The following is a 26,502-nucleotide window of genomic DNA, read 5'->3' as shown; positions in this document are numbered from 1 at the left end:
AACAGAACTTACAGAAAATAATTTGAATTTCTAATGGATTTCAGTTGCTATCGATAAGGTGCGTGTAAACCCCTTAAATTCTTGCAGCGATTTTTGATTAACAATAATTGGGTTGATCTTGATTTTTTTACCAGCACCTTCAATCACGTAATCCCCTAAGTTGTTAGTATAGAATCTTTCTACAGCATTCAACGGGATTTTTTTTCCGAAGAAAAGATGATTTCTAATGATCTCAGTATCGGTTACGATAAGGTATTGATAATGGTATTGGTATAGAAACTGCCCTAAATAAAGTACGCTGAGCACAGGCATATAATAGTCCAGTAACCAGATGTTATGTGGTTCTGTATAAAGTAATTTCAGAATAAATAAAATGATCCAGACAATACCTATAGCCAGATTGAGATATAGCCTCCTCTTTTTGTATAATAATTTCATACAATCCTAAATATTTAAATACTCATCATTTCTATTTAGGGGGAGGATTCTCGACTTTGGTAAGAGAAGAATAATAAAATAATAAGTCTGTGAAATAATATGTTCTAAAAGTACAAGAAACCTTGCACTTGATAAAGAGTAAAACGGTTTTGTTGATAATAAACTTGAAAATTGGGGGGAAATCCCGTCATAACCTAGGTCTAAAGTTTGGCGTACGCCAGTTTTACAGGAATTCCCTGAGCATCAACTTGATTTTCATCAGTGATAAAATGGGTTTGAGTTTTTAAACTTATTTGATTCGCAAGGCAGAGGCAAAGAGCGTCAAGAATATCATCGCGTTTTACTTGATTTCTTTTGGTTTCTGCAAGTATTCGTTCATACAGAATCTTTGCTTCAGGATCAAGCCGGGAAAGTAGGTCAAGCCTTTGCTCAACTCCTTCCTTCTGACTTTTTTTTGACATTAGAATTTGGCCTTGGTTGAGGTATTTAAAACAAATTTCAGGATGACTTTCCAGCAATTGAATACTAGTGCTTTTTGAAGTGTTGATATAACGATCTGTTTCTAAGATCTTGTCTTTTATGTTAAGCGTTTGTTCTGAAAGACTTTTCCCTAAAATACGTTTATTAAGTTCTTTAGCTTTTTTCTTATCCACTTCATAAACGGCTGCTCTACAAGGCGCATTAAATATCGTAGCACTTCTGCTTTTTAGCTCTTTACGTAGTTTGGCCTCGATGCTGCGGTGAAACGTTTCAGAAGAAAGCCCGATGGGAATATCAATAAAAAACCTGGCAGCACTCTTAACACACCGTTCCAAGTCGTCAATTCGATCTAAAAGGGAATATTGATAGCCTTGCTGATCCTTCCAAATTAAAAGCCAACCCGCTTTGCAACCGTCAATTCCACCTGCAATCATTTATACGAGCTCACCGGCCAACTTTAGTCGGCCTCCTTTTTCGATGATTTGAGTTTTCATTTTTTCAAATGCAGCCTCATCTAACGCGCGGGTTGCATCTTCATAAAGGGTTACTTTGAAGCCTTCTTCAATTGCGTCAAGCACCGAAAAGCTCACACAATATTCTGCCGCTAAACCACAAAAGTAAAGCGAAGTGACACCTTTTCCTTTAAGGTATCCGGTAAGTCCCGTAGCTTTTTTATGCGCATTATCATAAAAGCCGCTATAGCTGTCTATTGCAGGATCTGTTCCTTTTCTAAAAATAGCTTCAATACGCGCTGCGTTCATATGTGGATGAAAGTCTGCGCCATCAGTAGTTTGCACACAATGTACCGGCCATAAGGTTTGCTCCAAACCGTCTATCACGGTCGTGTCAAAATTTTCTTTGTCGTGATGATTGTCTGCAAAGCTACTGTGATTTTCAGGATGCCAGTCTTGCGTAGCAATGACCAAATCAAATTTTTCCTGAAGTTTGTTTACCAAAGGAATGATTTGATCTCCTCCGGGAACGGCAAGCGCTCCACCGGGCATAAAATCGTTTTGCATATCAATGATAACGAGGGCTTTCATAAGTATTGGTTATTTCTGGTTGTTTATATTTTCTAAATAGTCGAGCGCCTTAGAATCTTCGGTTTTCAATAGAACTACGCCACAACGTGCTCGAGTTCCGTAGAACGCAGATGCACTAGTGCCCGTTAAGATGGTGTCAGAAATCGAAAACGTCTCTAAGTGTTCAACTAATGAAGTGTAATGCGGACTTTTTTCTAAATCCAAAATATGAGATTGCGTTGCCTGCAACACAAAAAGGATTTTACAATCAGCGGTAACTTTTGGCTTATTGCTTTCTCGTTGCTTTAAAGCTTTGCGTTGTTCTTCATTTAAACCGGTTAACGAAATGCCGGGACGCGGCCCTACAAATTGCGCATCGTAGAGAATCTTGGCTTTGATCATTTTCAGCTTTTCTTCAGAATCTTCAAGTTGCTGATATTCTTGAAGCCACGTTTCATTGTCATTCTGGGTTAAAAGAGCTTTTGTATTCGTCTCTTGAGCATTTGCAGGAAGCGTTAGTGTTACTAAAAAAAGGCAGATTGTAAATAGTTTCATAGCTTAGTTTTTATGTGCGGCGATCAAGCGATCACGCTCTTCTTTGAGCTGATTGCTAATACCTACTTTATAAATATGTGGATTGTCAAATCGTTTAAATTCTTCGGGTAGAGCAGCAAGTTGTTTTTTGCTGAAAGCAGCCACTTCTTGAACTGATTTTTCAGGATATAAGCGTTTGCCTTCTTGCATTACAGGTTGCAGCATAGGTGTTTGCTTTAAACCTTCAATACTTAGATTTTTAAAAGGTTCAACAGGATGATACATACGAGAAACACTGTTCTCATTTGCTAAAGCGATGGCATCTGCACCTATTAAAGTGTGATCTTCTGTTGAGATTCTATACACTTGTTTTTTATGCGGAAGCGTCACTTTTGAGATGCTTTCTGAAATTTTAATGCGTGGTTTTCCATTAGCGAAAGAGAGTTTATAAACACCATCTAAAGCACCGTTGGGTTTGCCAATTACGAGATTGGTTCCTACGCCATAAACATCAATAGGAGCATTTTGATTTTGCAAACTTTGAATGACATATTCATCTAACTGATTAGAAGCAGCAATCTTTACGTATGCTAAGTCGGCATCGTCTAGCATCTTCCGGCAGCGTTTAGCAAGGTAAGCGAGGTCTCCACTGTCTAAGCGAATCGCAAGCAGCTTTTGACCGCGTTGTTCCATTTCTTTAGCAACAGTAATTGCATTGGGCATTCCGCTTTTTAGGGTGTCATAAGTATCTACCAGAAGCACACAATTTTTAGGTCTGTGTTCTGCAAAATCTCTAAAAGCGGTAAGTTCGTCATCATAACTTTGTACAAAGGCGTGCGCCATCGTTCCGCTGATGGGAAAACCATAATCTCTACCCGTGATCACATTGCTGCTTCCGTCAAAACCACCTATCATTGCTGCGCGAGAGGCATAATAGCCTCCCGGACCTTGCGCTCTGCGCAATCCAAAATCGAGTAAAGTTTTATCACCGGCAACATTGCGTATTCGGCTCGCTTTGGTTGCGATAAGTGTTTGAAAGTTTAAGGTATTTAGCAGTATAGTTTCAATGATTTGCGCTTCGATGAGGTTGGCTTCTACCTGTAAGACAGGTGCAGTAGGGAAAACGATTTCGCCTTCAGGCATTGCGTTAATACTTCCGCGGAAGCGAAAGTCCTTTAAATACGCTAAAAACTCAGGTTCAAAATCGTGTTGCTTGAGGTATTCAATATCCTTTTCTGAAAAGCGCAAGTCTTCGATGATCGAGATAAGTTCTTCTAACCCGGCGAAAATAGCATAACCACCATTGAAGGGCAGTTTTCTAAAAAAGTAATCAAAAACGGCTTGCTGGTTTTGATTTTTATTAAAATATACCTGAGCCATACTTAACTGGTACAGATCAGTATATGTAGCGGTAAACTGAAACATTCTAACTATTTGGTGAAGTGAAGTTAGCATTTTAAGGTGTAATCGCAGGATGAAATGGGTTAAAGAATCGTTAGAATTCGGGCATAAAAAAACCGCTCAGTTAGAGCGGTTTTCCTTATGAAGTCAGGGTTTTAGATCCAGGTGTCTCAAATCTAAGATCTAACTGCCTATTTGATCATCTCATAGGAGCGTTTAACAAAGTTAGTTAAAGCTTCGCCTTTAAGCAAGCCCTGAGATAAACGTGCCAAATCCATAGATTGTGTGATTAGGCGTTCTTGTTTTTTCTTGGTTTTCGTGTTTAAAATCTCACCTACAAGCTCACTATTCGTGTTCACCACCAAGTTATACATATCTGGCATATTGCCCATTCCAAACATACCGCCACCGCCGGTTGCCTGCATTTCTTTCATACGACGCATAAACTCAGGCTGTGTAATCATAAACGGTGCTGAGTTGCTATCCATCGCCTCAAGTTTTACAGTATACGACTTATCATTGATCGTTTCTTCAAGCAAGGTCTTTAGACTTTCTTTTTCATCATCAGAAAGCTTAGAAATTTGTTCCTCATCTTTTTTGATCAGGTTATTGATGTCGTCACCGTCTACACGTACAAAGCTGAGGTTCTCTTTAGAAGTTTCAAGCTTTTGAAGCAAGTGAGAAACAATTGGCGAGTCTAGTAATAAAACCTCGTAGCCTTTATCTTTTGCAGCTTGAATGTATTGATGCTGTGAGTCTTGATTAGAAGCGTAAAGCACAACTAGCTTCCCGTCTTTATCAGTCTGATTTTCTTTGATTTTCTCTTGAAGTTCAGCAAAAGTGTAGTAGGTATTGTCAACGGTAGGGTAGAGCGCAAAAGCGTCTGCTTTATCGAAGAATTTATCTTCGCTCAGCATTCCGTATTCAATCACTACTTTAATGTCGTTCCATTTCTTTTCAAAATCCTCACGGTCTTCGTTAAAAAGCGACTTCAGTTTATCTGCTACCTTACGGGTAATGTAGCTTGAGATTTTCTTTACAGCGCCATCGGCTTGCAGATAGGAACGTGAAACGTTAAGCGGAATATCTGGAGAATCAATTACCCCACGAAGCATCGTTAAGAATTCAGGAACGATTCCTTCTACATTATCGGTTACAAAGACCTGATTTTGGTACAGCTGAATTCTATCTTTCTGAATATTCATATCCTGTCCCAAACGTGGGAAGTAAAGAATACCAGTTAAATTGAACGGGTAATCTACATTTAAATGAATATGGAAAAGTGGCTCTTCAAACTGCATTGGGTAGAGCTCTCGGTAAAAGTCTTTATAATCTTTTTCCTCAAGATCAGTAGGCTGATTTGTCCACGCCGGATCAGGGTTGTTGATTATGTTATCAACCGTTTTAGTTTCTGCTTCGGCATCTTCTGGAGCATCCTCAGGAAGTGGAAGCGTTTCTTCTTTAGTACCAAACTTAATCGGCACCGGCATAAACTTATTGTATTTTGTTAAGAGTTCGCTGATGCGGTTCTCTTCAAGAAACTCTTCAGAATCTTCAGCAATATGAAGAATGATTTCTGTACCGCGAACGTCTTTTTCAGCAGGAGAGAGCGTGAATTCCGGCGAACCGTCGCACTCCCATTTTACTGCAGGCGCATCTTTATATGATTTTGTGATGATCTCCACCTTGCGCGCTACCATAAAAGCAGAGTAGAAACCAAGACCAAAATGTCCAATAATGCCACTATCCTTTGCGGTGTCCTTGTATTTATCTAAAAATTCTTCAGCGCCAGAAAAAGCAACTTCATTAATATACTTCTGAACTTCTTCTTCGGTCATACCAATACCTTGATCGGTAATGCTCAAAGTTTTGGCATCCTTATCGATTTTTACATCAATTACCGGATTGCCATATTCAACGCTAGCTTCGCCAATGTTGGTCAAGTGCTTAAGTTTTAGTGTAGCATCAGTTGCGTTTGAAATTAATTCACGCAAGAAAATTTCGTGATCACTGTACAAGAACTTTTTGATCAACGGAAAAATGTTCTCAACAGCAACATTGATTTTACCTGTAGACATAGTGTATTTAAATTTTTTAAACCGAATGTTTCGGTACTAATTAATTATAAGATTGATAGGTGTGAACCATTTTGTGCGGTGCAGATTTCAAAAAAAATACCAAAGCAAATGAAGTGACAAACTGACACAACTTTCATTTAAACTGAAAGAACTTTAACTAAAGCTTTTGTTTAACGTCTTTGAAGTAAGCTTAAACATTATTTAAATTTACAACAGCTTAAACATTAAGATTATGGCGACTACAAAAAAAGCAACCACAACAAAAAAGGCTCCCAAGCTTACCGCAAGCGCGGTTATGACGATGTATATGGAGTACGTGTTAGAGCACGGGCACAAACCAGCTTCGGTATTTAAATTCTGTAAAGATCACAATATTGAAGAGGGAGCGTTCTACAATTTCTTTGGTTCGTTTCAAGGCATCCGGGAAGCGGTCTGGATAGCGTTTTATGATAACACCATTCAAGTGCTTCATAAAAATCCTGATTATGCTACGTATCCTAATAAAGAGAAGATGCTTTCTTTTTTCTATACGTTTTTTGAAGTGTTGACCGCAAATCGCAGCTATGTGCTTTTTGCATTACAAGAACAGAAAAACAGTTTAAAAAGTTTAGCACAACTCAGAGATTTGCGCCTAAAAGTGCGTGAGTTTGCAAGTGATTTGATCGAGCAGGATAATGAAAATAAGTCGTCAAGATTTACGAAGAATCCGGTTTCTATTTTTAGTGAGGGTGCTTGGTTACAGACCTTGTTTCTGCTGAAATATTGGATGGATGATAATTCGGCACGTTTTGAAAAAACAGATGTGGCTATCGAAAAATCCGTAAACGCCATTTTTGACGTATTTAATACAACGCCTTTAGAAAGCGTTCTTGATTTCGGGAAATTTCTGTTTAAAGAAAATTTTTCAAGAACTAAATAAGAAATGGTATGAAAACAATTGATCACATACCTACCAATAAACTTTCTCGCGCATCACAGCTGGTTAAAACTGGTGTGAAAGTGGGAGGGAACTATGCTAAATATTATAGTAAAAAAGCCTTTGATTCTAGCATTACACGAGAAACGCTTGATGATGAAAATGCCGAAGATATCTATGACGGACTCAAAAGTTTAAAGGGTAGTGCGCTTAAAGTCGCGCAAATGCTGAGTATGGAAAAGAACATTTTGCCTAAGGCGTATGTTGAGAAATTTTCTCTATCCCAGTTTTCGGTACCGCCACTTTCTGCGGCTTTGGTACGCAAAACATTTAAAAAATATCTAGATAAATATCCTGAAGATTTATACGATACATTCGAGAAAGATAGTGTTAATGCTGCGAGCATCGGTCAAGTACATCAAGCTACTTTAGATGGGAAAAAACTTGCTGTGAAAATTCAATACCCCGGCGTTGCAGACAGCATCAGTAGCGATTTGGCTCTAGTGAAGCCAATCGCTACTCGAATGTTCAATTTAAAAGGAAAGGATAAAGAAAAGTACTTTAAGGAAGTCGAAGAAAAACTGCTGGAAGAAACAGATTATTTGCTGGAGGTAAAGCAAAGTCAAGAAATTACTAAACAATGCAGTGTGATTGATGACCTGAGGTTTCCTAAATACTATCCAGAACTATCCAGTGAGCGTATCATTACGATGGACTGGATGACGGGTGTGCATCTCAGTGAATTTACTCAGGTAAATACCGATAAGGAAGCCGCGGACAAAATTGGGCAAGCTTTATGGGATTTTTATATGTTTCAAATGCATTATCTAAAACAGGTTCACGCAGATCCTCATCCCGGAAACTTCTTGGTTGATAAAGAACATAATCTAATCGCGATCGATTTCGGATGCATTAAAAAAGTTCCCCAGGAATTCTATACGCCTTATTTTGAATTAGCGAAGCCTGAAAATATTAATGATCCTGAAATATTTAAAGCGAAAATGCTTGAGCTTGAAATTTTAAAAACAAGCGATTCTGCCGAAGAAACGGCGTTCTTTTCTGCATTGTTTCACGAAATGTTAAGCTTGTTCACGAAGCCCTTTCACCTCGATACTTTTGACTTTAGTGATGAAAGTTTCTTTGCTCAAATTGCAGATTTAAGTGATAAATACTCTAAGGACACCCAACTTCGAAAAATGAATGGAAATCGGGGAAGCAAACATTTCCTCTACATCAACCGAACGTTTTTTGGTTTGTATAACTTGATGCACGATTTAGGTGCAAAAATCAAAGTGAATAATTATAAAAACTATTTAGATTAAGAGATTGAAGATTATTGGTTAGGTTGTTTTGAGAGGCGCACTGATTGGTTGAAGTTGCGCCTCTCTTTTTTTGCAAAATGATCGAGATTAGATAATCGTGTAATCTCTTAATGCGGTTTTAAATGAGAAATTTTTCAATCGCTTTTGCTACAGCGTGTTCTTTATTAGTGTACTCACTTACATAATCTGCAACATCTTTTACCTCCTGCGCTGCGTTAGCAACTGCAACGCCAAGACCTACATTCTTGATCATTGTAGTGTCGTTAAAGTTGTCGCCAAATGCAATTACGTCACTTAGTTCTAAACCATAGTTTTTATCGATCAAAGTCGCTAGCGCACTGCTTTTATCAATGTTTTTTGGAGTGATCTCCACATACACATCTTTTGAGCGGTAAAAGTGTGCTTCATTACCGTGTTTTTCACGAAGAAGCGCGATCAGACTGTCTAAAGCTCTTGGTGAACCCATACACATAATCTTATGCGGTTGTTCGTCAATGGCTTTTAATACGGCTATGTGCTCGTTAAGCGGCGTATAAACGGGTTCTACACGAGTACTTCTAATTTCTCGCAAAGTCCAGTAATCTGATTTTGCGGTACGCCACGTATCGGTGCAATAGGTGCTGATGTTGTAGTCGTAATCCTGCTGATGTTGAATTACCGTTTCAAGAAAATCAAGAGAAACCGTCTGGCTGTAAAGTTTGTTTCCTTTACCATCTAGCACGAGACCACCATTGTAGCTGATGATCGGACTTCCCAAACGTCCAATTTTTTCCTGTAAATAATACATTGCCGAAGGCATTCTGGAAGAGGCCAGAATAATCGGAAAGTCTTGAGGGAGTTTATTAATTGCAGCAGCAGTTTCAGGGGCAATATCACGTTTAGCGTTAAGAAGTGTTCCATCTATATCAGAACACATTAATTGAATTTTCTTTGTCATCCTTCAAAGATAACCCAATGCAGATTTTTGCCGAAAGATTTAAAATGATCTTATCATTTTCTTTTTACAAAAAATGCCACAAGAGCACTTAAAACAAGACCGAAGGCAAGGCTTCCGGCTACAGACTGAATCATGTAGCTTTTAAGGTTAAAGAATGAAGCAGCTTCTTCCGGAGCAATTTTGCCACTTTCTACAGCGTAAGCAATCACATTGTCAAAATACTGAGGCGTAATATAAGTACTGGTGATGTATTGTGCCGGAGCTGCAAGCAGTGCAATAAATACTGAAAGTATCAAGCCGCTTAAAAAAGCTTGTTTAAATGAGATGATACCTCCGTAAAAATTATTGCGTTTATCACTTAAAGCGAAATAATATAAAATGATCGCCGGAATGTAGAATAGCATGGTGTAGATGTGGTGCATATCAATATGCTCATCGTGCCAGCCCATAAGCCGTTCAAAAACCATCCAAAGGAGTAATGTAAGCGTGTAGATTACCGCCCACTTGAGTTCAAGTCTAAAATTTTTCATACGATTAGAAGCTACCAAATAGGGTATTGAAGGTAGTGTAATTCTCTAAAAATTAAAAAAGCTGCCGCAAAAATAATTAGTGGTAAGCCTTTGACTTTTTAGCAGGCTTTAGTTGCTTCTTGATATCATAACCTAAGCTGCGTAAACTATTTTCCCAATCAAGACGCGCGTATCCCTCTTTGCTGCGATTGTTTTTTAAGTACTTAATGCGTTGCAAAATACTCTGAATAAAAAAGCAATCTGTTCTGGTAAGCTCTTCGGTGTTTTTCATCAGAATCGTCAGCAATTTATTGGATTGATCTAATGATGGAGCATCCTTATAATTGGCCACAGTTATAGGAGCAATATCGGTGCGCAACCACGCACGCAGCTCTACTGCAGACATGTTTGTAGATTGAATTAACTCGTTGTGTAGACGTTCTTTAGAAAACAATATAATAGGGTTTTAGGTTACAAAACTAGGGGTATTCTTCAGGCTCAAAAAGGCTGCAATATTAAGTTTATGTAAAGATTAAAACCAACAGATTGCAAATAGTTATTCACAAAAAAAGTCCGGTTGTTAACCGAACTTTTTTACTGTTTGAAGTTTAATACTATTACTCATCTACAAGCACCCAATCGCCTTTATCAAGAAGTGGAATGGCTTGTTTAAACTTCATTGTTTTGTTCTCCCCATTCATCACGTGCTTGATCGTTACTTTATCATTACGGCCTATTTTAGGACGCTCACGGGTGATGGTCTCAGTCACTTGCTGACGCTGAGGTTGCGTGTTGCCACTTGCTGCACGACTTTGTGCGGCACGTTCATCAAGATTAGGAATTTCTTCTTTAGAAGTTTGCGTTTGTTCTGTTTGACGTACTTGACGCGCTTCTCTAATTTGATTTTGCTGCTGAACCGGTAGCTCTCCTTTAAATAAGAAGGAAATCACATCTTTATTCACCTGATCGATCATCTGTTTGAATAACTCAAAAGCTTCAAACTTATAGATCAATAACGGATCTTTTTGCTCGTGAACCGCAAGCTGCACACTTTGTTTCAATTCATCCATCTTGCGTAAATGCGTTTTCCACGCATCATCTATAATTGCAAGGGTAATGTTTTTCTCAAAGTCGGTAATCAGTTGTTTACCTTGAGACTCATAAGCGTCTTTTAAATTGGTAACGACTTTAAGTTCTTTAGTTCCATCAGAGAAAGGAACCACGATACGCTCATAGTTGCTTTCCGGATTTTCATAGACATTACTAATGATTGGGAAAGCGGTAGCGGCATTACGCTCCATTTTCTCTTTATAGTGCTTTAGAGCGGCGTCGTAAACAGTGACTGCAAGCTGTTTTGCAGAAGAACTCGCAAATTGCGCTTCGTCAACCGGACTGCTCATCGAGAAGAAACGAATCAACTCAAACTCAAAGTTCTTAAAGTCCTGCGCCATTTTGTTCGTTTCGGCGATCGCTTCAGAAGTGTCGTAGATCATATTAGCAACATCTACGCGAAGACGCTCACCAAATAGCGCGTGATAACGACGCTTGTAAATCACCTCACGTTGTGCATTCATCACATCATCATACTCCAGAAGACGCTTACGCACACCAAAGTTGTTCTCTTCAACTTTTTTCTGCGCACGCTCGATAGACTTAGAGATCATTCCGTGCTGAATTACTTCACCTTCCTGAAGTCCCATACGGTCCATCATTTTAGCAATTCGTTCAGAACCGAATAAACGCATCAAGTTGTCTTCAAGCGACACGTAGAATTGAGAACTACCCGGGTCTCCCTGACGTCCAGAACGACCACGTAACTGACGGTCTACACGACGCGAATCGTGACGCTCAGTACCTATAATCGCAAGACCTCCGGCATCTTTTACTTCTTTACTCAGTTTGATATCGGTACCACGACCCGCCATATTGGTAGCGATGGTTACCTGACCTGCGTTACCTGCATCGGCAACAATATCGGCCTCTTTCTTATGCAATTTGGCGTTCAATACATTATGCTGAATTTTTCGCATCGAAAGCATTCTGCTCAAGATCTCAGAAATTTCTACCGAAGTCGTACCAATAAGTACCGGTCTTCCGGCTTGAACCAGAAGTTGTACTTCATCAATAACGGCATTGTATTTCTCACGCTTGGTCTTATAAACTTTATCGTCTTTGTCATCTCTGGCAATCGGGCGGTTGGTAGGAATTTCAACAACATCCAATTCGTAGATTTCCCAGAATTCGCCTGCTTCTGTTACTGCAGTACCCGTCATACCCGAAAGTTTGCGGTACATTCTAAAGTAATTCTGAAGGGTTACCGTTGCAAAAGTTTGCGTAGCATCTTCGATTTTCACATTCTCTTTTGCTTCGATCGCCTGGTGTAAACCATCGCTGTAACGACGCCCGTCCATAATACGACCGGTTTGCTCATCAACAATCTTCACTTTATTGTCCATCACCACATATTCGGTGTCTTTTTCAAATAAAGTATAGGCTTTTAACAGCTGATTCATCGTATGAATACGCTCACTCTTAACACTGAATTCTCTAAAGAGTTCCTCTTTCTTTTCAGCTTCTTCTTCGGTGGAAAGATTTGCGTTTTCGATCTTGCTGATCTCAACGCCCATTTCTGGCATAATGAAGAAATTAGGATCTTCTTTTCCAGACAAGTGATCGATACCTTTATCGGTCAATTCGATCTGGTTGTTCTTTTCATCAATGGTGAAGTATAATTCAGAATCAATCACGTGCATCTCGCGATTGTTATCTTGCATATAATGGTTTTCAGTCTTCTGTAAAAGTTGACGAATTCCTTCTTCACTCAAGTATTTAATCAGCGCTTTATTCTTTGGAAGACCGCGGTATACGCGTAATAAAAGAATAGCACCTTCTTTGGTGTCGCCTGCTGAAATAAGCTTTTTCGCTTCAGCTAAAGTTCCTGTCAATTGTTGACGCTGAAGGCTTACTAAGCTATCAATTTTAGGCTTCAATGCATCAAACTCGTGTTGATCTCCTTTGGGTACAGGTCCTGAAATGATCAAGGGTGTACGCGCATCATCTACCAATACCGAGTCGACCTCATCGACGATCGCATAATTAGGAGCGCGTTGTACCAGATCATTTGGTGCGTGCGCCATATTATCACGCAAGTAATCAAAACCAAATTCGTTATTCGTACCATACGTGATATCAGCAGCGTAAGCTTTTCTACGGGAAGCCGAATTAGGCCTGTGGTAATCGATACAGTCTACTGTGAGTCCGTGAAAGTTAAATAACGGCGCCATCCAAGCGCTATCACGTTTTGCTAAGTAATCGTTAACCGTTACCAGGTGTACACCATTTCCGGTAAGTGCGTTTAGATACACCGGAAGCGTTGCCACTAATGTTTTACCTTCACCAGTTTGCATCTCTGCAATTTTACCCTGGTGCATAGCCACACCACCTATGAGCTGCACGTCATAATGGATCATATCCCAAGTGATAGGCTTTCCGGCAGCATCCCAGCTGTTAGACCAGATCGCATCATCACCGTCAAGTTGAACGTAGTCTTTTTCTGCGCTTAGTTCACGATCAAAAGCACTTGCAGTAACTTTCAATTGCGGATTATGAACAAAGCGTTTTGCGGTTTCTTTAACCACAGCAAAAGCTTCGGGAAGAATGTCATTTAGGACTGCTTCGCTGATTTTGTAAGACTCGTCTTTAAGTTTGTCGATCTCCGCGTAGATTTCCTCTTTGCGGTCAATGTCTTCGGTCTCATCAGCTTCTTTCTCTAACTGAAGTAGTGTTGCGTTAGTATCAGAAAGTGCATCTGCGATTTTAGCTTTGAATTCTGTGGTCTTCTGACGTAGCTCATCGTGCGTTAAAGCTTCAAGCTGCGCTTCAAAACTTTTTATTTTATCAACAATAGGTTGAATGGCAGCGACATCTTGTTTGGATTTGTCACCCACAAAAACCTTTAATACTTTGTCTAATAATCCCATAATTGGTAGTTCTTTTATCCCAACAAAACCTGTGGTTTCGTTTTAAAGGGAAAAATTAATTTCTTGTAATCCTGAAGTCTCAGGAGTTATTTTGATTTTCATCTCTACGATGAAAATTTCTTTATTCTTCTGAAGAATTTTTAAAACTGAATTCTTCTATTTTGCACTTCAAATTTAAGCAAAAAAAAAGCCTCATTGCGAGACTTCTTTATGTTTAGAATGTTGTAAAATCTAGTATTCATCCTCATTCCAGAGGTAGTCGTCTTCAGACGGATAGTCTGGCCATATTTCGTCAATCGAATCATAAGAGTCACCTTCATCCTCCATAGCTTGTAAGTTCTCAACCACTTCTAATGGTGCTCCCGTTCTAATCGCATAATCAATCAATTCATCTTTGGTTGCAGGCCAAGGTGCGTCGCTCAAATGAGAAGCTAGTTCTAATGTCCAGTACATAAGTTAACGTATTTATTTTTTTGCAAAAATAAATTTATTAACGTAAAATCCAAGAAAATTGAATGTTAATTCAAAATTATTTTTATGAACGTCTGTAATCTCTTGTGATTACGAGGGTTAAGCCTAATTTTTCTGTGTTTTAACCCTTCTTTTCAGGAATCCATTTAATCTCTTCGGCTTGCAAGTCTTTAGACAACTTCCGTGCCAGCACAAAGAGGTAGTCAGAAAGGCGGTTTAAGTATTTTAGCGCGTTTTCTTCAAACGGAACTTCTTGATAAAGAGCCGTTGCGAGTCTTTCAGCTCTGCGGCATACCGCACGGCTTACGTGACAGAATGACACGGTTTGATGTCCTCCGGGGAGAATAAAATGCGTCATAGGTGGAAGCTGAGCATCCATCGCATCCATTTCCTGTTCTAAATGTTGAATATCAGCTTCACTTACTTTTTCAATATTCAGGCGCTCTTTGCCATTTTTTAAAACCGCTTTCTCGGGATCTGTCGCCAGAATTGCCCCGATGACAAATAGTTTTTCCTGAATAGAGATCAAAGTAGCTTTGCTGTGCGCATCTATTTCCTGATCGCGCAACAAGCCTAAATAGGAGTTGAGTTCATCTAAGGTGCCGTAGCTTTCAATACGAATGTTGTGCTTAGATACGCGCGTGCCTCCAAAGAGGGCAGTGGTACCTTTGTCTCCGGTTTTAGTATAGATTTTCACAGCTAAAGTTTTTAGGATTTAGATTCGTCTTCGCGCTCTTTCTTAAGATTGAAATAATCTGTTTTAAAATTGCGTTTCCGGCGGTCTCTTAATTTACTTTGATTGCGTTTATTGTTGGCCATAACGGCAAGAAATAGCACTGCCAAAACCACAATAATGAGAATCGATTGTAAATTATCTGGAATGAAATCGAGCATACGTCAAAGGTACTTAAATTAAAACGACCATTGCAATAGCGCTATTCCATTGCGTGTTTAGCATAACTGCGCCATTTTTCGATACAGGCTTCCATGTCTTCTGGGATCGCACTGTCAAAGCGTAACCACTCACCGGTTTTAGGATGTTCAAAGCCTAATGTTTTTGCGTGTAAGGCCTGTCTGGGGAGCACTTTAAAGCAGTTTTCTACAAATTGCTTGTACTTGGTAAAGGTGGTGCCTTTTAGGATCACATCGCCGCCATAGCGCTCGTCGTTAAAGAGCGTGTGCCCAATGTGTTTCATATGCACACGTATCTGATGCGTGCGCCCGGTTTCGAGCTTGCACGAGATTTTAGTGACATAGCCCAAGCGTTCTAAAACCTTGTAATGTGTTACCGCTTCCTTACCTTGATCGCCATCTTCGTAAACCGTGTTTTGCATACGGTTTTTAGGATGACGGCCTATATGCCCTTCTACCGTTCCTTGATCTTCTTCTACATTTCCCCAAACGATCGCGATATATTCACGCTCACTGGTTTTATCAAAAAACTGCTTCGCAAGATGCGTCATTGCTTCTTCAGTCTTCGCGACTACGAGAAGTCCGCTCGTGTCCTTATCAATACGATGCACCAGGCCTGGTCTACCGCTGCTGTTTTCCGGAAGGTTATCAAAATGATAGATCAATGCATTGATGAGCGTACCGCTGTAATTGCCGTGACCGGGATGTACGACCATGCCCGCAGGTTTATTCACGACAAGCAGGGTGTCATCTTCATAAACGATATCAAGCGGAATATCCTCAGGCGTAAGTAAAAATTCATAAGGTGGGTGTTCAAAAAGAACCCGAACAACATCATTAGCTTTTACTTTATGATTTTGCTTTACAACTGCTCCGTTTACCTGAATGTTTCCATTTTTTGCAGCTTGCTGAATTTTATTACGCGTTGCTTTTTCAATAAAATTCATCAGAAATTTATCTACGCGCAGCGGCTCTTGGCCTTTGCCTGCGGTAAAGCTGTAATGTTCATACAATTCATCATCCTGCTCATCAGGACCTTCCGTCTTAAAATCCTGCATCGTCTAATTCTTCAGCGTCATTTATTACATCTTGTGCAGCATCGCCAGAGGTGCGGTAGCTGCCTTTTCCATTACCTACAACCAAGTCAATAACTGAAGTTTTACGCAACGCATCGCCCACCTTGAGGGTTTTGCCGTCGTGGCGTAGTTCAAGCACTTCGTCAGAACTTATATGGTCGCGGTAATCAATTTTTCCAATTTTAAATCCTAAGGCAAGCAAGGTTGGTTCTACCTGACGTTGGGTTCTACCAACTAGCTGTGGAATTTCAATTTTACGATAGCCTGAAGGGTTTAGTACCAGATATATTTTTCGGCCTTCTTTTACAAATTTTCCCGCTGCGGGATTTTGCTCGATCACTGAGTATGTGGGATAATCCGGATTGTAGTTTGAAGAATCGATCACCACATAGTTTAGGTCGGCATTTTCAAGTTCTTGTTGCACTAAGCCTAGAGACATTTTGCTAAGGTCTGGCACGGCGATGCGCTGGTCGTGATTTGTAGAGGCACGCAGCCAGTACAACAGACCAAATACAAGAAGAACCAGTACCAGTAACGCCAACAAGAGTTGTTTTAAAAAGGCTTTGCTGAATATAAATTTAAAGAATCCCATAAAGAGCGATTTTGCGGCTACAAACTTAGTTTAAAATTGGCTGACGCTCAATTGCAATCATTTTTTTTGCCGAGTTTTCCTAAAAATAACGTTCTTTGAAGCCTTAAATTACTCGGTGAACCGAGCTTAAATGAACTTGTTTTTTCAATAGTTGAAGATGATCTTAAGATCGCCTTCTATTAGATAACGTAAAGCTTTCTTTTTTACTATGTCAAAAAAAAATATTGCAGTCGTGATGGGTGGATTTTCCAGTGAGGTGAATATCTCGATCTTGAGCGGAAACACGGTTTGCAAACATCTAGACCAATCTATTTATAATGTATTTCCCATTCATATTTTAAAGGAAGGCTGGTTTTGTAAACACGCCGATCACCCGCCAATTCCTGTTGATAAAGCTGATTTCTCGATTAATGTGGAAGGCACTAAGATCACCTTTGATTGCGTATTCAACACGATTCACGGAACACCGGGAGAAGACGGCGTGTTGCAAGCTTATTTAAAGCTTTTGAAGATTCCGCAGACGGCCTGTAATTATTATGAGGCTGCGCTTACGTTTAATAAGCGGGATTGCATCAGCGTATTGAAAGCCTATGGAATCAAAACCGCAACCAATTATTTGCTAAATAAGGGCGACGTTATCAATGCTACCGAAATTTTAGATAAAGTAGGTTTGCCGTGTTTTGTAAAAGCTAACAAAGCAGGTAGCAGTTACGGAGTTTCTAAGGTTTATGGTTCCGAAGAATTAGAAGGAGCGATCGAAGTGGCGTTTAAAGAAGATGATGAGATCATTATTGAATCTTTTTTAGAAGGAACCGAAGTTTCTGTTGGCGTGATCAATTATCAAGGAAAAGTTATGGCGCTTCCGGTTACCGAAATTGTTAGCGACAATGACTTCTTTGATTATCAGGCAAAATATGAGGGTAAATCACAAGAGATCACTCCGGCAAGAATCACCGATGCGCAAACCGAAGCCGTACAACGCGAAGCAGAAAAAGTCTTTAAGATCTTAAAATTAAAAGGCCTCACCAGAGCTGAATTTATTTTCCACAATGGCGCCCCGCACTTTTTAGAAGTGAATACCACACCGGGGTTGAGTCCTGCGAGTATCATCCCGCAGCAGGCAAAGGTGGCGGGGATTTCATTGCCAGATTTGTTTGATAATGTTATTGAGCAGGCAATGAATGGTGAAAAGTCTCAGTAGGCAGTCTCAGTAAATAGTAGGCGATCTAAACGCAGCTTTTATTGCCCCCGCAATGGACTGAATATTTTATAAGCATTAGGTAACGCTACCACAAACTTTAAACACTTCAGTTTTTGTACCTTTAATTTTGAATTTGAATTTTCATTTATGAAACGCGCAGTATTTCCGGGATCTTTTGATCCGCTTACTTTAGGACATTATGATATCATTGAGCGAGGCTTAAAGCTTTTTGATGAGATCATTTTAGCGATCGGGGTGAATGCTGATAAGAAATACATGTTCACTTTAGAGCAGCGGGAAGGCTTTTTAAAAGAGTCCTTTAAAGATGAACCCAAGATCAAAGTGATGACCTATCAAGGTCTTACTGTTGATTTTTGTAATGCGACAGATTCCGGCTTTATTCTTAGAGGATTGCGCAATCCGGCGGATTTTGAATTTGAAAAAGCCATCGCGCATACTAACAGAAAATTGGCGCAAATAGAAACCGTGTTCTTACTCACTTCTTCGGGTAAAAGTTACATTTCTTCATCCATTGTGCGGGACGTTATTCGCAATGGCGGGGACTATACCGGCTTGGTGCCAGATGCGGTTCGCGTGTGATTTTTGCAACATGTAAGCATAACTAAGGTCATTACTGCATAGACCTGACTATGCTATCAAAATTAATTTTTGCTTTTATCCTCTTGCTCAGCACGGCAGTATACGCACAACAATCACAAGGAAAAGTGTATGCTGAAGATAAACCGCTAGAAGGCGTGTTGATCATCAATAAAACCCAAGACTTAATGACTTCGACCAACCGTTGGGGTGATTTTGAGATCGCCGCACAGTTGGGAGATTCTTTGATCTTTAGCTATTCGTTTTTTGAAACTCAAATTCATCAAGTAGAAGCGTATCAACTAGAAGAAACTTGGGTGGTCGAACTTAAAGAAAGCAGAAATGAACTGGATGCTGTGACCATTACGGCAACTAACAAGGTGAAAGAGTTTCGGGTAGAAGAATATGATAAAAACTTCAACACGTGGTTGCAAAAGGATATTCAAGAACATCCTGAATTGTATAGTCCCGGTCCTAGCGGTTCTGGCATTGATTTTATCGCTATCGGAAAAATGGTATGGAATTCGATTAAAAAAGACAAAAAAGAAAAAGCCGAAGATCCCAACCGCTTTAGAATTTTAAAACTGGGAGAGCTCGAAGCTTTTTTCAAAAAGGATGCATTTTTTAATCAGGATTTACTGCGCAATCAATTAGCCGTGACCCAAGAAGAAGAGCCGCTGTTTTTTGATTATTGTCTGGAGCAGCAGGTAGATGCACGCTTGTTGCAAGATAAAAATGAGATGCGTTTTCTGGAGTATTTAATGAAAAGAAGTGCCGAATTTCACAAGTTGAACGCAGCGAATTAAACTAACTTCGCAACTTAAAGCAAGGTGATGCGAATACTTATTTTACTTACAGGAGTTGTCATATTGATGATGGGTAATGCTTATGCACAGAACACCTCCGGAAAGGTTTATGCGGGCGATAAGCGTGTTCCCGGCGTGCTGGTGCAAAACCTGACGCAGAATAAAAGTACGACCACTACTGATGAGGGAGATTTTAGTCTGGCGGCCCGCTTAGAAGATTCTTTGGTGTTTAGTGCGCCGTTTATGGAAACGCAGGTGTTTGTGGTAGAGCAATATCAGCTGGAAAAGGTTTGGGTCGTGGAGTTGAAAGAGAACTTAAACGAACTGGACGAAGTACGCCTCACCGAAGCGCCTAAGGAAAAGCCTTTTGATGTGCGCGTCTACGATAGTATTTTCAATAGTAGAATTCAAAATGACATCAAAAAGAACCGCCAACTATACCGACCGCCCAACAGTACCAATGGTGTCGATTTTATGGAGATAGGACGCCTTTTTATGAGCTTGTTTAAGAAAGACCCTTCCAAACAAAAGGAAAGTTATGCGCCTATTACATATAAACAATACCGAGTGCTCTTTGCTACCGATGAATATTTTAATCGGGAATTTTTAGTGGAGCAATTGGGGATTGATGCGTATTACCACAACCTGTTTTTTGAGTATTGCGATGCCAAGCAACTTCCCGGCAATTTGTTAGAGCCTGAAAACCAACTGGACCTTTTAGACAAATTCATTGAACTCGCCGATAGCTTTGAAGCCGAACTCAACGAATTTGGAGAAAATGGTATGAAACTTCCTGAAGGAAATTAGAATAGATCGATGTTCAATCCGGCGTAAAAATTTACAGGTTCTCCGGGATAGTAGTAACGTGGCGCTGCACCACCAAAACCGGTTGCGTTGGGTAATACCTGTGCTGCATAATTGGTGTCAAACACATTATTAACTCCCGCAAAAAGCTGGGTTTTTATTTCATTAAAAAGCGTAAAACTATAGTCACCACGTAGGTTTACAAGATTGTAGGCGTCGCTATAAAGACTGTTGGCATCATCCAGTGGAATGCTTCCGGTGTGGCGGTAATTGATGTTGATTTTAAAACGATTTTGAAAAGCCACATCCAGACCTAAATTGATCACTTGATCAGCGACTCCGGTGAGGTCATTTCCATTGAAATTCTCGTCGTTATCTACAAATTCATCAAATGAATAATCGTTCACCGCTAAAGATCCGTAGGGTTGTAATGACCATTCCGTTGATAACTTTTCGCGATAATGAATAAAGAATTCAATCCCGTTATGGTCTGTGGCTCCGGCATTGCGACCTACATATTGATCATCGCCCACACGCTCTGCAACCAGTAAATTAGTAACCTGAACCGTGTATAAAGCGAGTTCGGTATAGAGTTTTTTATCTAGCCATTGGGCTTTTAATCCCAGCTCATAATTCATCCCGGTTTCGGGTTTGATCTCCGGGTTGATGGCACCTTCCGGAGTTAAGGTTTCGGCAACAGTGGGAAGTGAAAATCCACGACTTACCGAGGCGTAAATAAATTTATCGCTAGCGGCTTCATAACTCAAACCTGCTTGCGGCAAAAAGATGCGAGGGTATGTGTACACCCCACTGTTGTCAATATTGGCTTCGTTAAGGTAATCATCCAGGCGGTATCTGCTGTGGTTGTAATTCAGGCCGACATCTGCTTTAAGCTTCGGTGCAAGTTGCAGGCTTAATTGAGCAAAGAGGTTGAGGTATTTGCGGTCCTGTTCTTGATTACTAAAACGGTCACCTTGCAGGCTTCCATTGCCATTATTCTCTTCATATAAATTATTGAAAAGCTGGGCCTGGTAATGCTCATCAAAATATTCAACCCCAATACTGCTTTTTGCAGGAAGGTTGAAAAGGGAAAATTGAGATTTTAAGGTACTGCGAATTCCAAAGGCAAAAGAATCTTCATCAAGAATATCAAAAGGTCGCGGTTCATACCCGTCACGGTAATTTGCAAAAACACTGGTTTGCCACCTATGGTTAGCGTTAATGTTCCAATCGTAAGAAAGTCCGGCTAAGGCTTTATCATACGACTCATAGCCTTGCGCTTGCCCCCACGTGAATGCTGCGTCTTCAGGACTGTTTTGTAAGGTTTCTTCATTTACAGAACTTGGGATAAAGGCTTTTACCCGTGTATAGTTTCCGAAGAAGGTTAGCGTGCTGGCGGCATTAATCTGGGTTCTCGCAAATCCGGTTAGGGTGTTTCGGTTGTAGTTACTATTCGCTCTAAAGCCGTCTTTCTCCAGATGATTAAAGCTTACAAATCCAGCGGTTTTGTCCTCAGCGAGTGCTGCGGTGATTCCGCTTTTAAAAAGACCATAAGCGCCTGCTAATCCATTTAATTTGATTGTGCTGCGTTCCGGTTTTATTACCGAAATATTGATCGCTCCGCCCAGGCCTGCGCCATAGCTACTGCTGGCAGGCCCTTTAATGATCTCCATACGCTCGATCAAGTTGAGGTCGATATCTTCCAAAGTGGTTTCACCTTCGCCGGTAGTCAGCGGGATGCCTTCAATATAGGCCTTTACACGGTTTGTGGAATATTGACTGCGCGCTCCTAAACCTCTGATGCTGATGCGGCTCGTATTGAGCGCACCTTGCTGCATCTGAATTCCAGGATTTTTATTGAGCTCGTTAGCGATAGAAAGTTGGTCACCGCGCTGAAAATCTTCAGCAGCAATGACATTTACCGCCGCGGGAATGCGTTGCAATTTATCATGAATAGGGGTGGAGGTGATGGTAATTTCACCTAAGGTATTTCGAACTAAAACAGAATCTGCTGCTGTTTTCTCTTGAGCAAATGCACATCCAGAAAACAACAGCAGACCTAAAAGAATATTTTTCATAAAGTACTCGATAATCGAGGGTGGAAATTCTGATGAATTTCAAAAATACTAAAACGTATACCTTATTGGAGCCACTAAAAACTAAAACACCAATAGGCTTGATTTGTGTGGAATTACTCTGCGGAAACGCGCCAGATCACTCCGCCATCATCATCGTTCACCAGTAAGGAACCGTCTGGCGCTACTGTAGTAGCCACCGGGCGGCCGTACACTTCATTCCCGTTTTCGTCAGGAACAAAACCGGTAAGGAAATCGGTTGGTTCTTTTGGGATCCCGTTTTCAAACGGAATAAATACGACTTTATATCCTGAGAAAGGCTCGCGGTTCCAAGAGCCGTGCTGACCTACAAAAGCCCCATTGCGGTACATTTGTGGGAATTGTTCTGCGGTATAAAAGGTAAAACCTAAAGATGCGGTGTGCGGTCCTAAAGCAACATCAGGCATAATCGCTTTGTCTACTAAATCTTGATGCGGATCATCTTCCCAGCGTGGGTCGTTGATCTGCCCATAGTAGCTGTATGGCCAGCCGTACCATCCGCCTTTTTTAACGCTGGTCGCATAATCAGGAACCAAGTTATTCCCCAATTCATCGCGCTCGTTAACTGCAGTCCACAGTTCGCCCGTCACCGGATTCCAGTCCATCCCCACAGGATTTCGAAGTCCGGCTGCGTAAATGATCTCTCCGGTTCCGTCAGGATTTACCTCAAGAATATTGGCGCGACGCTCTTCTTTCTCCATTCCTTGTTCACCTACATTACTAGCAGATCCCACCGAAATATAAATCTTATCTCCGGCTTCGTTGGTGATGATATTGCGCGTCCAATGGTTGTTATAACCACTTGCAGAAAGTTCAACTATTTTTTCACCTTCACCTTCTAATTTGGTTTGCCCTTCGGTGTATGGAAAGCGGTATAAACCATCAGTGTTTGCGATGTAAAACGAACCGTCTAAAACCAGCATTCCAAAATTCTGATTAAGATCTTCTTTAAAAATATAGCGTTCATCTACTTTGCCATCGCTGTTGGTATCACGCAATAAGGTAATGCGGTTGGCGCTGTCTTTGGTGTTGGACTCCGCTACAAAAATATCGTTATTTGGAGCTACATACGTCCATCGTGGATGTTTGAGCGAGTCGGCAAAGCGTTCTACTTTAAAACCTTCGGCAGCAGTAGGAGTTGTTCCTGAAGGCCAAGCCACGATCTTACTTTCTTTAGTTACCGATTCTGAGGCAAAAGGAGCAGGCAGTTCTAAAGGACCCACCGTAGTTTCTACGGTAACGGGACCGTTATCGGCGAGTTCTTCTTGCTCGCTTTCGGGTACGCTTTTATCATTTTTACAACCAGCCAAAGCAAGAACTCCGGCTAAAATATAGAGGGATGTTTTCATAGTTAGTGATTTTATACGAAAATAAGACTTTAAGCCGCTCGGTATCTGCTGTGCTGCCGCATTAATATAAGTTTAACGGCACTACTTGAGGTTGAGGCTTTTCGAAATCCTTTGCGTATTTATTGCGAGTGCACTAGTTATAGAAGTCAGATCGGATAGGAAGCTTCAAGGCTTGCCCTTCCGTTAAAAAAGGCTATTTTTGCAGCCGAATTGAGAAACGGATTAACCTGCTAAATCACAGCATTTTCCATTTTACAAACACACAGGCTTTTTGCACAAAACTACTTCATGAAAAAGGTATTCAACTTATTTGATCTCACCCAAAAGGTCAATTACAAAACCGAAATTCTTGCCGGTCTTACCGTAGCGATGACGATGATCCCAGAATCCTTGTCTTTTGCAATCCTTGCCGGTCTGCCGCCTTTAATGGGCTTATACGCTTCGTTTATCGCGGGCTTGGTCACTGCGATTTTTGGAGGTCGTCCCGGGATGATTTCAGGTGGAGCAGGAGCCACAGTGATCACGCTGATTGCATTGATGAATTCGCACGGCTTAGAATATGTTTTAGCTGCTGTGGCACTTGCCGGTGTAATTCAAGTGTTGATCGGACTGTTTAAACTGGGGAAGTTTATTCGTCTGGTGCCGCACCCGGTGATGTTTGGGTTTGTAAACGGTCTTGCGATCGTGATCTTTATGTCGCAGATCAAACAGTTTAAAACTTTGGTCAATGGCGAGGTTGCATGGTTGACCGGTACGCCTTTATTAATTATGGCGGGTCTGGCCGCCCTTACGGTATTGATCGTTATATTTCTTCCGAAATTGACCAAGGCTGTTCCTTCTTCGTTGGTGGCGATTATTGTGGTTTTTGCACTTGTGTATTTCTTCGGAATTGATACTAAAACGGTGAAAGATATCGCTTCGGTAAGTGGTGGTTTTCCTCCGTTCCATATTCCTGAAATTCCTATTTCTTACGAAACGTTGAAAGTGATCGCACCGTATTCTATGGTGATGGCGGCGGTAGGACTTACTGAAGGTTTACTGACTCTGAATCTCGTAGATGAGATCACACAAACTAAAGGGAACGGAAACCGCGAGTGTATAGCTCAGGGAAGTTCCAATTTACTTAACGGCTTTTTCTTCGGAATGGGAGGTTGCCCGATGATCGCGCAAACCTTAGTGAATCTTTCCGCGGGATCCAGAGCGCGTTTGTCAGGTATTATTGCCGCATTAACTATTTTGATGATCGTACTATTCGGTGCGCCGGTGATCGAGAAAGTTCCGATGGCGGCTCTCGTAGGGGTGATGATTATGGTTGCGGTAGGTACCTTCGAGTGGGCGACGCTTCGTATTTTCAACAAAGTGCCTAAAAAGGATATTTTCTTGGTAATCATCGTGGCTGCGATCACTGTGATTCTGCATAACCTCGCGCTGGCCGTATTGGTGGGTGTGATTCTTTCGGCTTTGTTTTTTGCTTGGGAAAGTGCTAAACGCATTAGAGCTAGAAAATATGTAGATGATGAAGGCACCAAACATTATGAGATCTACGGACCGTTATTTTTTGCTTCAACGACTAATTTTACTGAAAAGTTTGATATTCTGAATGACCCCAACAAGATCATTATTGATTTTAAAGAAAGTAGGGTAGCAGATATGTCAGCTATCGAAGCTTTAAACGTCGTTACCAGCCGTTATCATAAACTTGGTAAAACAGTTTATTTAAGACACTTGAGTCCTGATTGTCGTCGTCTGTTGAAGAACGCCGAGGCGATCATTGATGTAAATATTATTGAAGATCCTACGTACAATCTAGTAGGGAGTGATGCTAATTAAACGCATTTAAAAAGCCGATACGTAAAGTATCGGCTTTTCAATTTTTGGTAGTTAGTGCAAGCGCTTAGTGCTTGTTCTGTTGGTCTTTGATGGTTTTCTCATCAATATCCACCTTGTTGGTTTTCTCGTTTCTATTTCCTGTAGGATTCGTTGGGTTCTTTTGATCTACAGTACGTTCAAATTTCTTATCCATAATAGTTTTCTTTTTTTGTTAAAAACAAGATACGAAGCGCAGCTGTTAATTAATGGTAAGAACTTGCTAAAAGCGGGTTAATACTCAGGGTCTTATACTCTTTATGAACGGTTCTATCCCGTCTAAACCTTTTTCGGTAAGGGTTTTTATGAATGCTGAACCTATAATGGCGCCTTTTGCAGTTTGTGTTGCAGCCTTAAAGGTTTCTTCATCTTTGATCCCAAAGCCTACGATCTGTGGATTTTTAAGCTTCAAGGCAGCGATGCGTTCAAAATAATCGGTTTGCACACTGCTGAAGCCCGAAGTTTTTCCCGTAGTACTTGCGCTACTCACCATATAAATAAAACCGTCACTCGCAGCATCGATTTGTCTAATACGCTCGTCTGAAGTTTGAGGCGTGATCAAAAAGATCATCTTAAGACCATATTTTTCAAAAGTAGCTTGATAGTGTTCTTCATATTCCGCAAGCGGGAGATCCGGCATAATGAGTCCGTCTATGCCTATTTCAGCACAAATAGCACAGAATTTTTCAACACCATATTGAAGCATCGGGTTAAAATACCCCATTACGATCAATGGGATATCTACGGTTTTCCTAATGTCCTTGATCTGATCAAAGAGCTTGGCGGTGGTCATTCCATTTTTTAAAGCTGCGGTAGAACTCTCTTGAATCGTTGGTCCATCTGCTAGCGGATCGCTAAAGGGTAAACCGATCTCAATCATATCAACTCCTGATTCCACCAGTTTTTCAATAACCGTTGTAGTATCTTCCAACTCAGGATAACCTGCGGTAAAGTATATAGAAAGCAATTTTTGGCTTTCCTGTAATTTCTTATTTATTCTGTTCATATTTTTATTCTTTAGTCATTTCCGCGAAGGCGGAAATCTTTCCCAACCTAATTCTAATTTCAATTATGTACGCTGCGGAAATCTTTCCCAA

General features: G+C 40.6%; 26 protein-coding genes. 7 read left to right on the top strand and 19 right to left on the bottom strand.

The window, feature by feature from the left end:
- Positions 1–30 precede the first annotated feature (30 nt).
- The 6 genes from BUA96_RS03420 to htpG all read right to left on the bottom strand — a co-directional run bounded on the left by BUA96_RS03420 (position 31) and on the right by htpG (position 5,953).
- Positions 31–438 carry a hypothetical protein gene (locus tag BUA96_RS03420; protein ID WP_072980353.1) on the bottom strand — a complete coding sequence of 136 codons (408 nt, stop codon included), beginning with the start codon at positions 436–438 and terminating at the stop codon, positions 31–33.
- Positions 439–638: 200 nt separating this feature from the next.
- Complete coding sequence (locus tag BUA96_RS03415) at positions 639–1,352, bottom strand: DUF429 domain-containing protein (protein ID WP_072980351.1); 714 nt, start codon at positions 1,350–1,352, stop codon at positions 639–641.
- Positions 1,353–1,961, bottom strand: a complete 609-nt coding sequence (gene pncA / locus BUA96_RS03410) for a bifunctional nicotinamidase/pyrazinamidase (protein ID WP_072980348.1) — start codon at positions 1,959–1,961, stop codon at positions 1,353–1,355.
- A gap of 9 nt (positions 1,962–1,970) precedes the next feature.
- Positions 1,971–2,495, bottom strand: a complete 525-nt coding sequence (locus BUA96_RS03405) for a hypothetical protein (protein ID WP_072980346.1) — start codon at positions 2,493–2,495, stop codon at positions 1,971–1,973.
- A 3-nt stretch (positions 2,496–2,498) separates the two neighbouring features.
- Positions 2,499–3,899 carry a nicotinate phosphoribosyltransferase gene (locus BUA96_RS03400; protein WP_072980343.1) on the bottom strand — a complete coding sequence of 467 codons (1,401 nt, stop codon included), beginning with the start codon at positions 3,897–3,899 and terminating at the stop codon, positions 2,499–2,501.
- Between the two features lie 167 nt (positions 3,900–4,066).
- Positions 4,067–5,953: a molecular chaperone HtpG gene (gene htpG, locus BUA96_RS03395; protein ID WP_072980341.1), complete on the bottom strand. Its 1,887-nt coding sequence runs from the start codon at positions 5,951–5,953 to the stop codon at positions 4,067–4,069.
- Positions 5,954–6,185: 232 nt separating this feature from the next.
- Between htpG and BUA96_RS03390 the strand changes: the two genes are divergently transcribed.
- Both BUA96_RS03390 and BUA96_RS03385 read left to right on the top strand, forming a co-directional pair.
- Positions 6,186–6,872, top strand: a complete 687-nt coding sequence (locus tag BUA96_RS03390) for a TetR/AcrR family transcriptional regulator (RefSeq protein ID WP_072980338.1) — start codon at positions 6,186–6,188, stop codon at positions 6,870–6,872.
- Positions 6,873–6,880: 8 nt separating this feature from the next.
- Positions 6,881–8,191: an ABC1 kinase family protein gene (locus BUA96_RS03385; protein WP_072980336.1), complete on the top strand. Its 1,311-nt coding sequence runs from the start codon at positions 6,881–6,883 to the stop codon at positions 8,189–8,191.
- A 118-nt stretch (positions 8,192–8,309) separates the two neighbouring features.
- Here the strand turns inward: BUA96_RS03385 and BUA96_RS03380 are convergent, their stop codons facing one another.
- From BUA96_RS03380 to BUA96_RS03340, 9 genes are all read right to left on the bottom strand, one after another.
- The gene (locus BUA96_RS03380) at positions 8,310–9,107 is read right to left on the bottom strand and encodes a Cof-type HAD-IIB family hydrolase (protein ID WP_084673049.1); all 798 of its coding nucleotides are present in this window, start codon (positions 9,105–9,107) and stop codon (positions 8,310–8,312) included.
- 74 nt (positions 9,108–9,181) lie between these two features.
- Positions 9,182–9,658 (bottom strand): DUF4199 domain-containing protein, encoded by a 477-nt coding sequence (locus tag BUA96_RS03375; protein WP_072980332.1) that lies wholly within the window; start codon positions 9,656–9,658, stop codon positions 9,182–9,184.
- Positions 9,659–9,734: 76 nt separating this feature from the next.
- A complete protein-coding gene (locus BUA96_RS03370) occupies positions 9,735–10,043 on the bottom strand; it encodes a hypothetical protein (protein WP_128755753.1) in 309 nt (102 codons plus the stop codon).
- 211 nt (positions 10,044–10,254) lie between these two features.
- Entirely contained in the window at positions 10,255–13,617 is a 3,363-nt protein-coding gene (secA, locus tag BUA96_RS03365; protein ID WP_072980329.1) for a preprotein translocase subunit SecA, read from the bottom strand.
- A 231-nt stretch (positions 13,618–13,848) separates the two neighbouring features.
- Positions 13,849–14,070, bottom strand: a complete 222-nt coding sequence (locus tag BUA96_RS03360) for a DUF2795 domain-containing protein (RefSeq protein ID WP_009781131.1) — start codon at positions 14,068–14,070, stop codon at positions 13,849–13,851.
- 139 nt (positions 14,071–14,209) lie between these two features.
- The gene (locus BUA96_RS03355; RefSeq protein ID WP_072980325.1) at positions 14,210–14,785 is read right to left on the bottom strand and encodes a cob(I)yrinic acid a,c-diamide adenosyltransferase; all 576 of its coding nucleotides are present in this window, start codon (positions 14,783–14,785) and stop codon (positions 14,210–14,212) included.
- Positions 14,786–14,796: 11 nt separating this feature from the next.
- Positions 14,797–14,982, bottom strand: coding sequence for a hypothetical protein (locus BUA96_RS03350; protein WP_072980323.1), 186 nt, complete (start codon positions 14,980–14,982; stop codon positions 14,797–14,799).
- A 41-nt stretch (positions 14,983–15,023) separates the two neighbouring features.
- On the bottom strand, positions 15,024–16,058 hold the full coding sequence (locus tag BUA96_RS03345) for an RluA family pseudouridine synthase (protein ID WP_072980321.1): 1,035 nt from the start codon (positions 16,056–16,058) through the stop codon (positions 15,024–15,026).
- Positions 16,045–16,668 carry a PASTA domain-containing protein gene (locus BUA96_RS03340; protein WP_072980319.1) on the bottom strand — a complete coding sequence of 208 codons (624 nt, stop codon included), beginning with the start codon at positions 16,666–16,668 and terminating at the stop codon, positions 16,045–16,047. The genes BUA96_RS03345 and BUA96_RS03340 overlap by 14 nt, the downstream gene beginning before the upstream one ends.
- Positions 16,669–16,876: 208 nt before the next feature.
- Between BUA96_RS03340 and BUA96_RS03335 the strand changes: the two genes are divergently transcribed.
- From BUA96_RS03335 to BUA96_RS03320, 4 genes are all read left to right on the top strand, one after another.
- Complete coding sequence (locus tag BUA96_RS03335; RefSeq protein ID WP_072980317.1) at positions 16,877–17,869, top strand: D-alanine--D-alanine ligase; 993 nt, start codon at positions 16,877–16,879, stop codon at positions 17,867–17,869.
- A 147-nt stretch (positions 17,870–18,016) separates the two neighbouring features.
- Complete coding sequence (gene coaD / locus BUA96_RS03330; RefSeq protein ID WP_072980315.1) at positions 18,017–18,469, top strand: pantetheine-phosphate adenylyltransferase; 453 nt, start codon at positions 18,017–18,019, stop codon at positions 18,467–18,469.
- A gap of 50 nt (positions 18,470–18,519) precedes the next feature.
- Positions 18,520–19,272 carry a carboxypeptidase-like regulatory domain-containing protein gene (locus tag BUA96_RS03325; protein ID WP_072980313.1) on the top strand — a complete coding sequence of 251 codons (753 nt, stop codon included), beginning with the start codon at positions 18,520–18,522 and terminating at the stop codon, positions 19,270–19,272.
- A 27-nt stretch (positions 19,273–19,299) separates the two neighbouring features.
- Positions 19,300–20,079, top strand: a complete 780-nt coding sequence (locus BUA96_RS03320; protein WP_072980311.1) for a peptidase associated/transthyretin-like domain-containing protein — start codon at positions 19,300–19,302, stop codon at positions 20,077–20,079.
- Here the strand turns inward: BUA96_RS03320 and BUA96_RS03315 are convergent.
- Positions 20,076–22,154, bottom strand: coding sequence for a TonB-dependent receptor family protein (locus BUA96_RS03315; RefSeq protein ID WP_072980308.1), 2,079 nt, complete (start codon positions 22,152–22,154; stop codon positions 20,076–20,078). The two genes, BUA96_RS03320 and BUA96_RS03315, sit on opposite strands and share 4 nt — an antisense overlap.
- 113 nt (positions 22,155–22,267) lie before the next feature.
- Positions 22,268–23,539, bottom strand: a complete 1,272-nt coding sequence (locus BUA96_RS03310; RefSeq protein WP_072980306.1) for a PQQ-dependent sugar dehydrogenase — start codon at positions 23,537–23,539, stop codon at positions 22,268–22,270.
- A gap of 288 nt (positions 23,540–23,827) precedes the next feature.
- Here BUA96_RS03310 and BUA96_RS03305 point away from each other — a divergent pair, with 288 nt between their 5' ends.
- Positions 23,828–25,369, top strand: coding sequence for a SulP family inorganic anion transporter (locus tag BUA96_RS03305; protein ID WP_072980304.1), 1,542 nt, complete (start codon positions 23,828–23,830; stop codon positions 25,367–25,369).
- Positions 25,370–25,433: 64 nt separating this feature from the next.
- On the opposite strand, the gene BUA96_RS17425 is transcribed toward BUA96_RS03305, so the two are convergent.
- The gene (locus BUA96_RS17425; protein ID WP_262490495.1) at positions 25,434–25,562 is read right to left on the bottom strand and encodes a hypothetical protein; all 129 of its coding nucleotides are present in this window, start codon (positions 25,560–25,562) and stop codon (positions 25,434–25,436) included.
- A gap of 84 nt (positions 25,563–25,646) precedes the next feature.
- Positions 25,647–26,411 (bottom strand): tryptophan synthase subunit alpha, encoded by a 765-nt coding sequence (gene trpA / locus BUA96_RS03300; protein WP_072980302.1) that lies wholly within the window; start codon positions 26,409–26,411, stop codon positions 25,647–25,649.
- Positions 26,412–26,502 lie beyond the last annotated feature (91 nt).

It is taken from the genome of Leeuwenhoekiella palythoae (genome assembly GCF_900130045.1).
GTDB classification, from domain to species: Bacteria; Bacteroidota; Bacteroidia; order Flavobacteriales; family Flavobacteriaceae; genus Leeuwenhoekiella; species Leeuwenhoekiella palythoae.
Note: the sequence above shows the minus strand (reverse complement) of the source record. Positions and strands in the feature narration are given on the sequence as shown.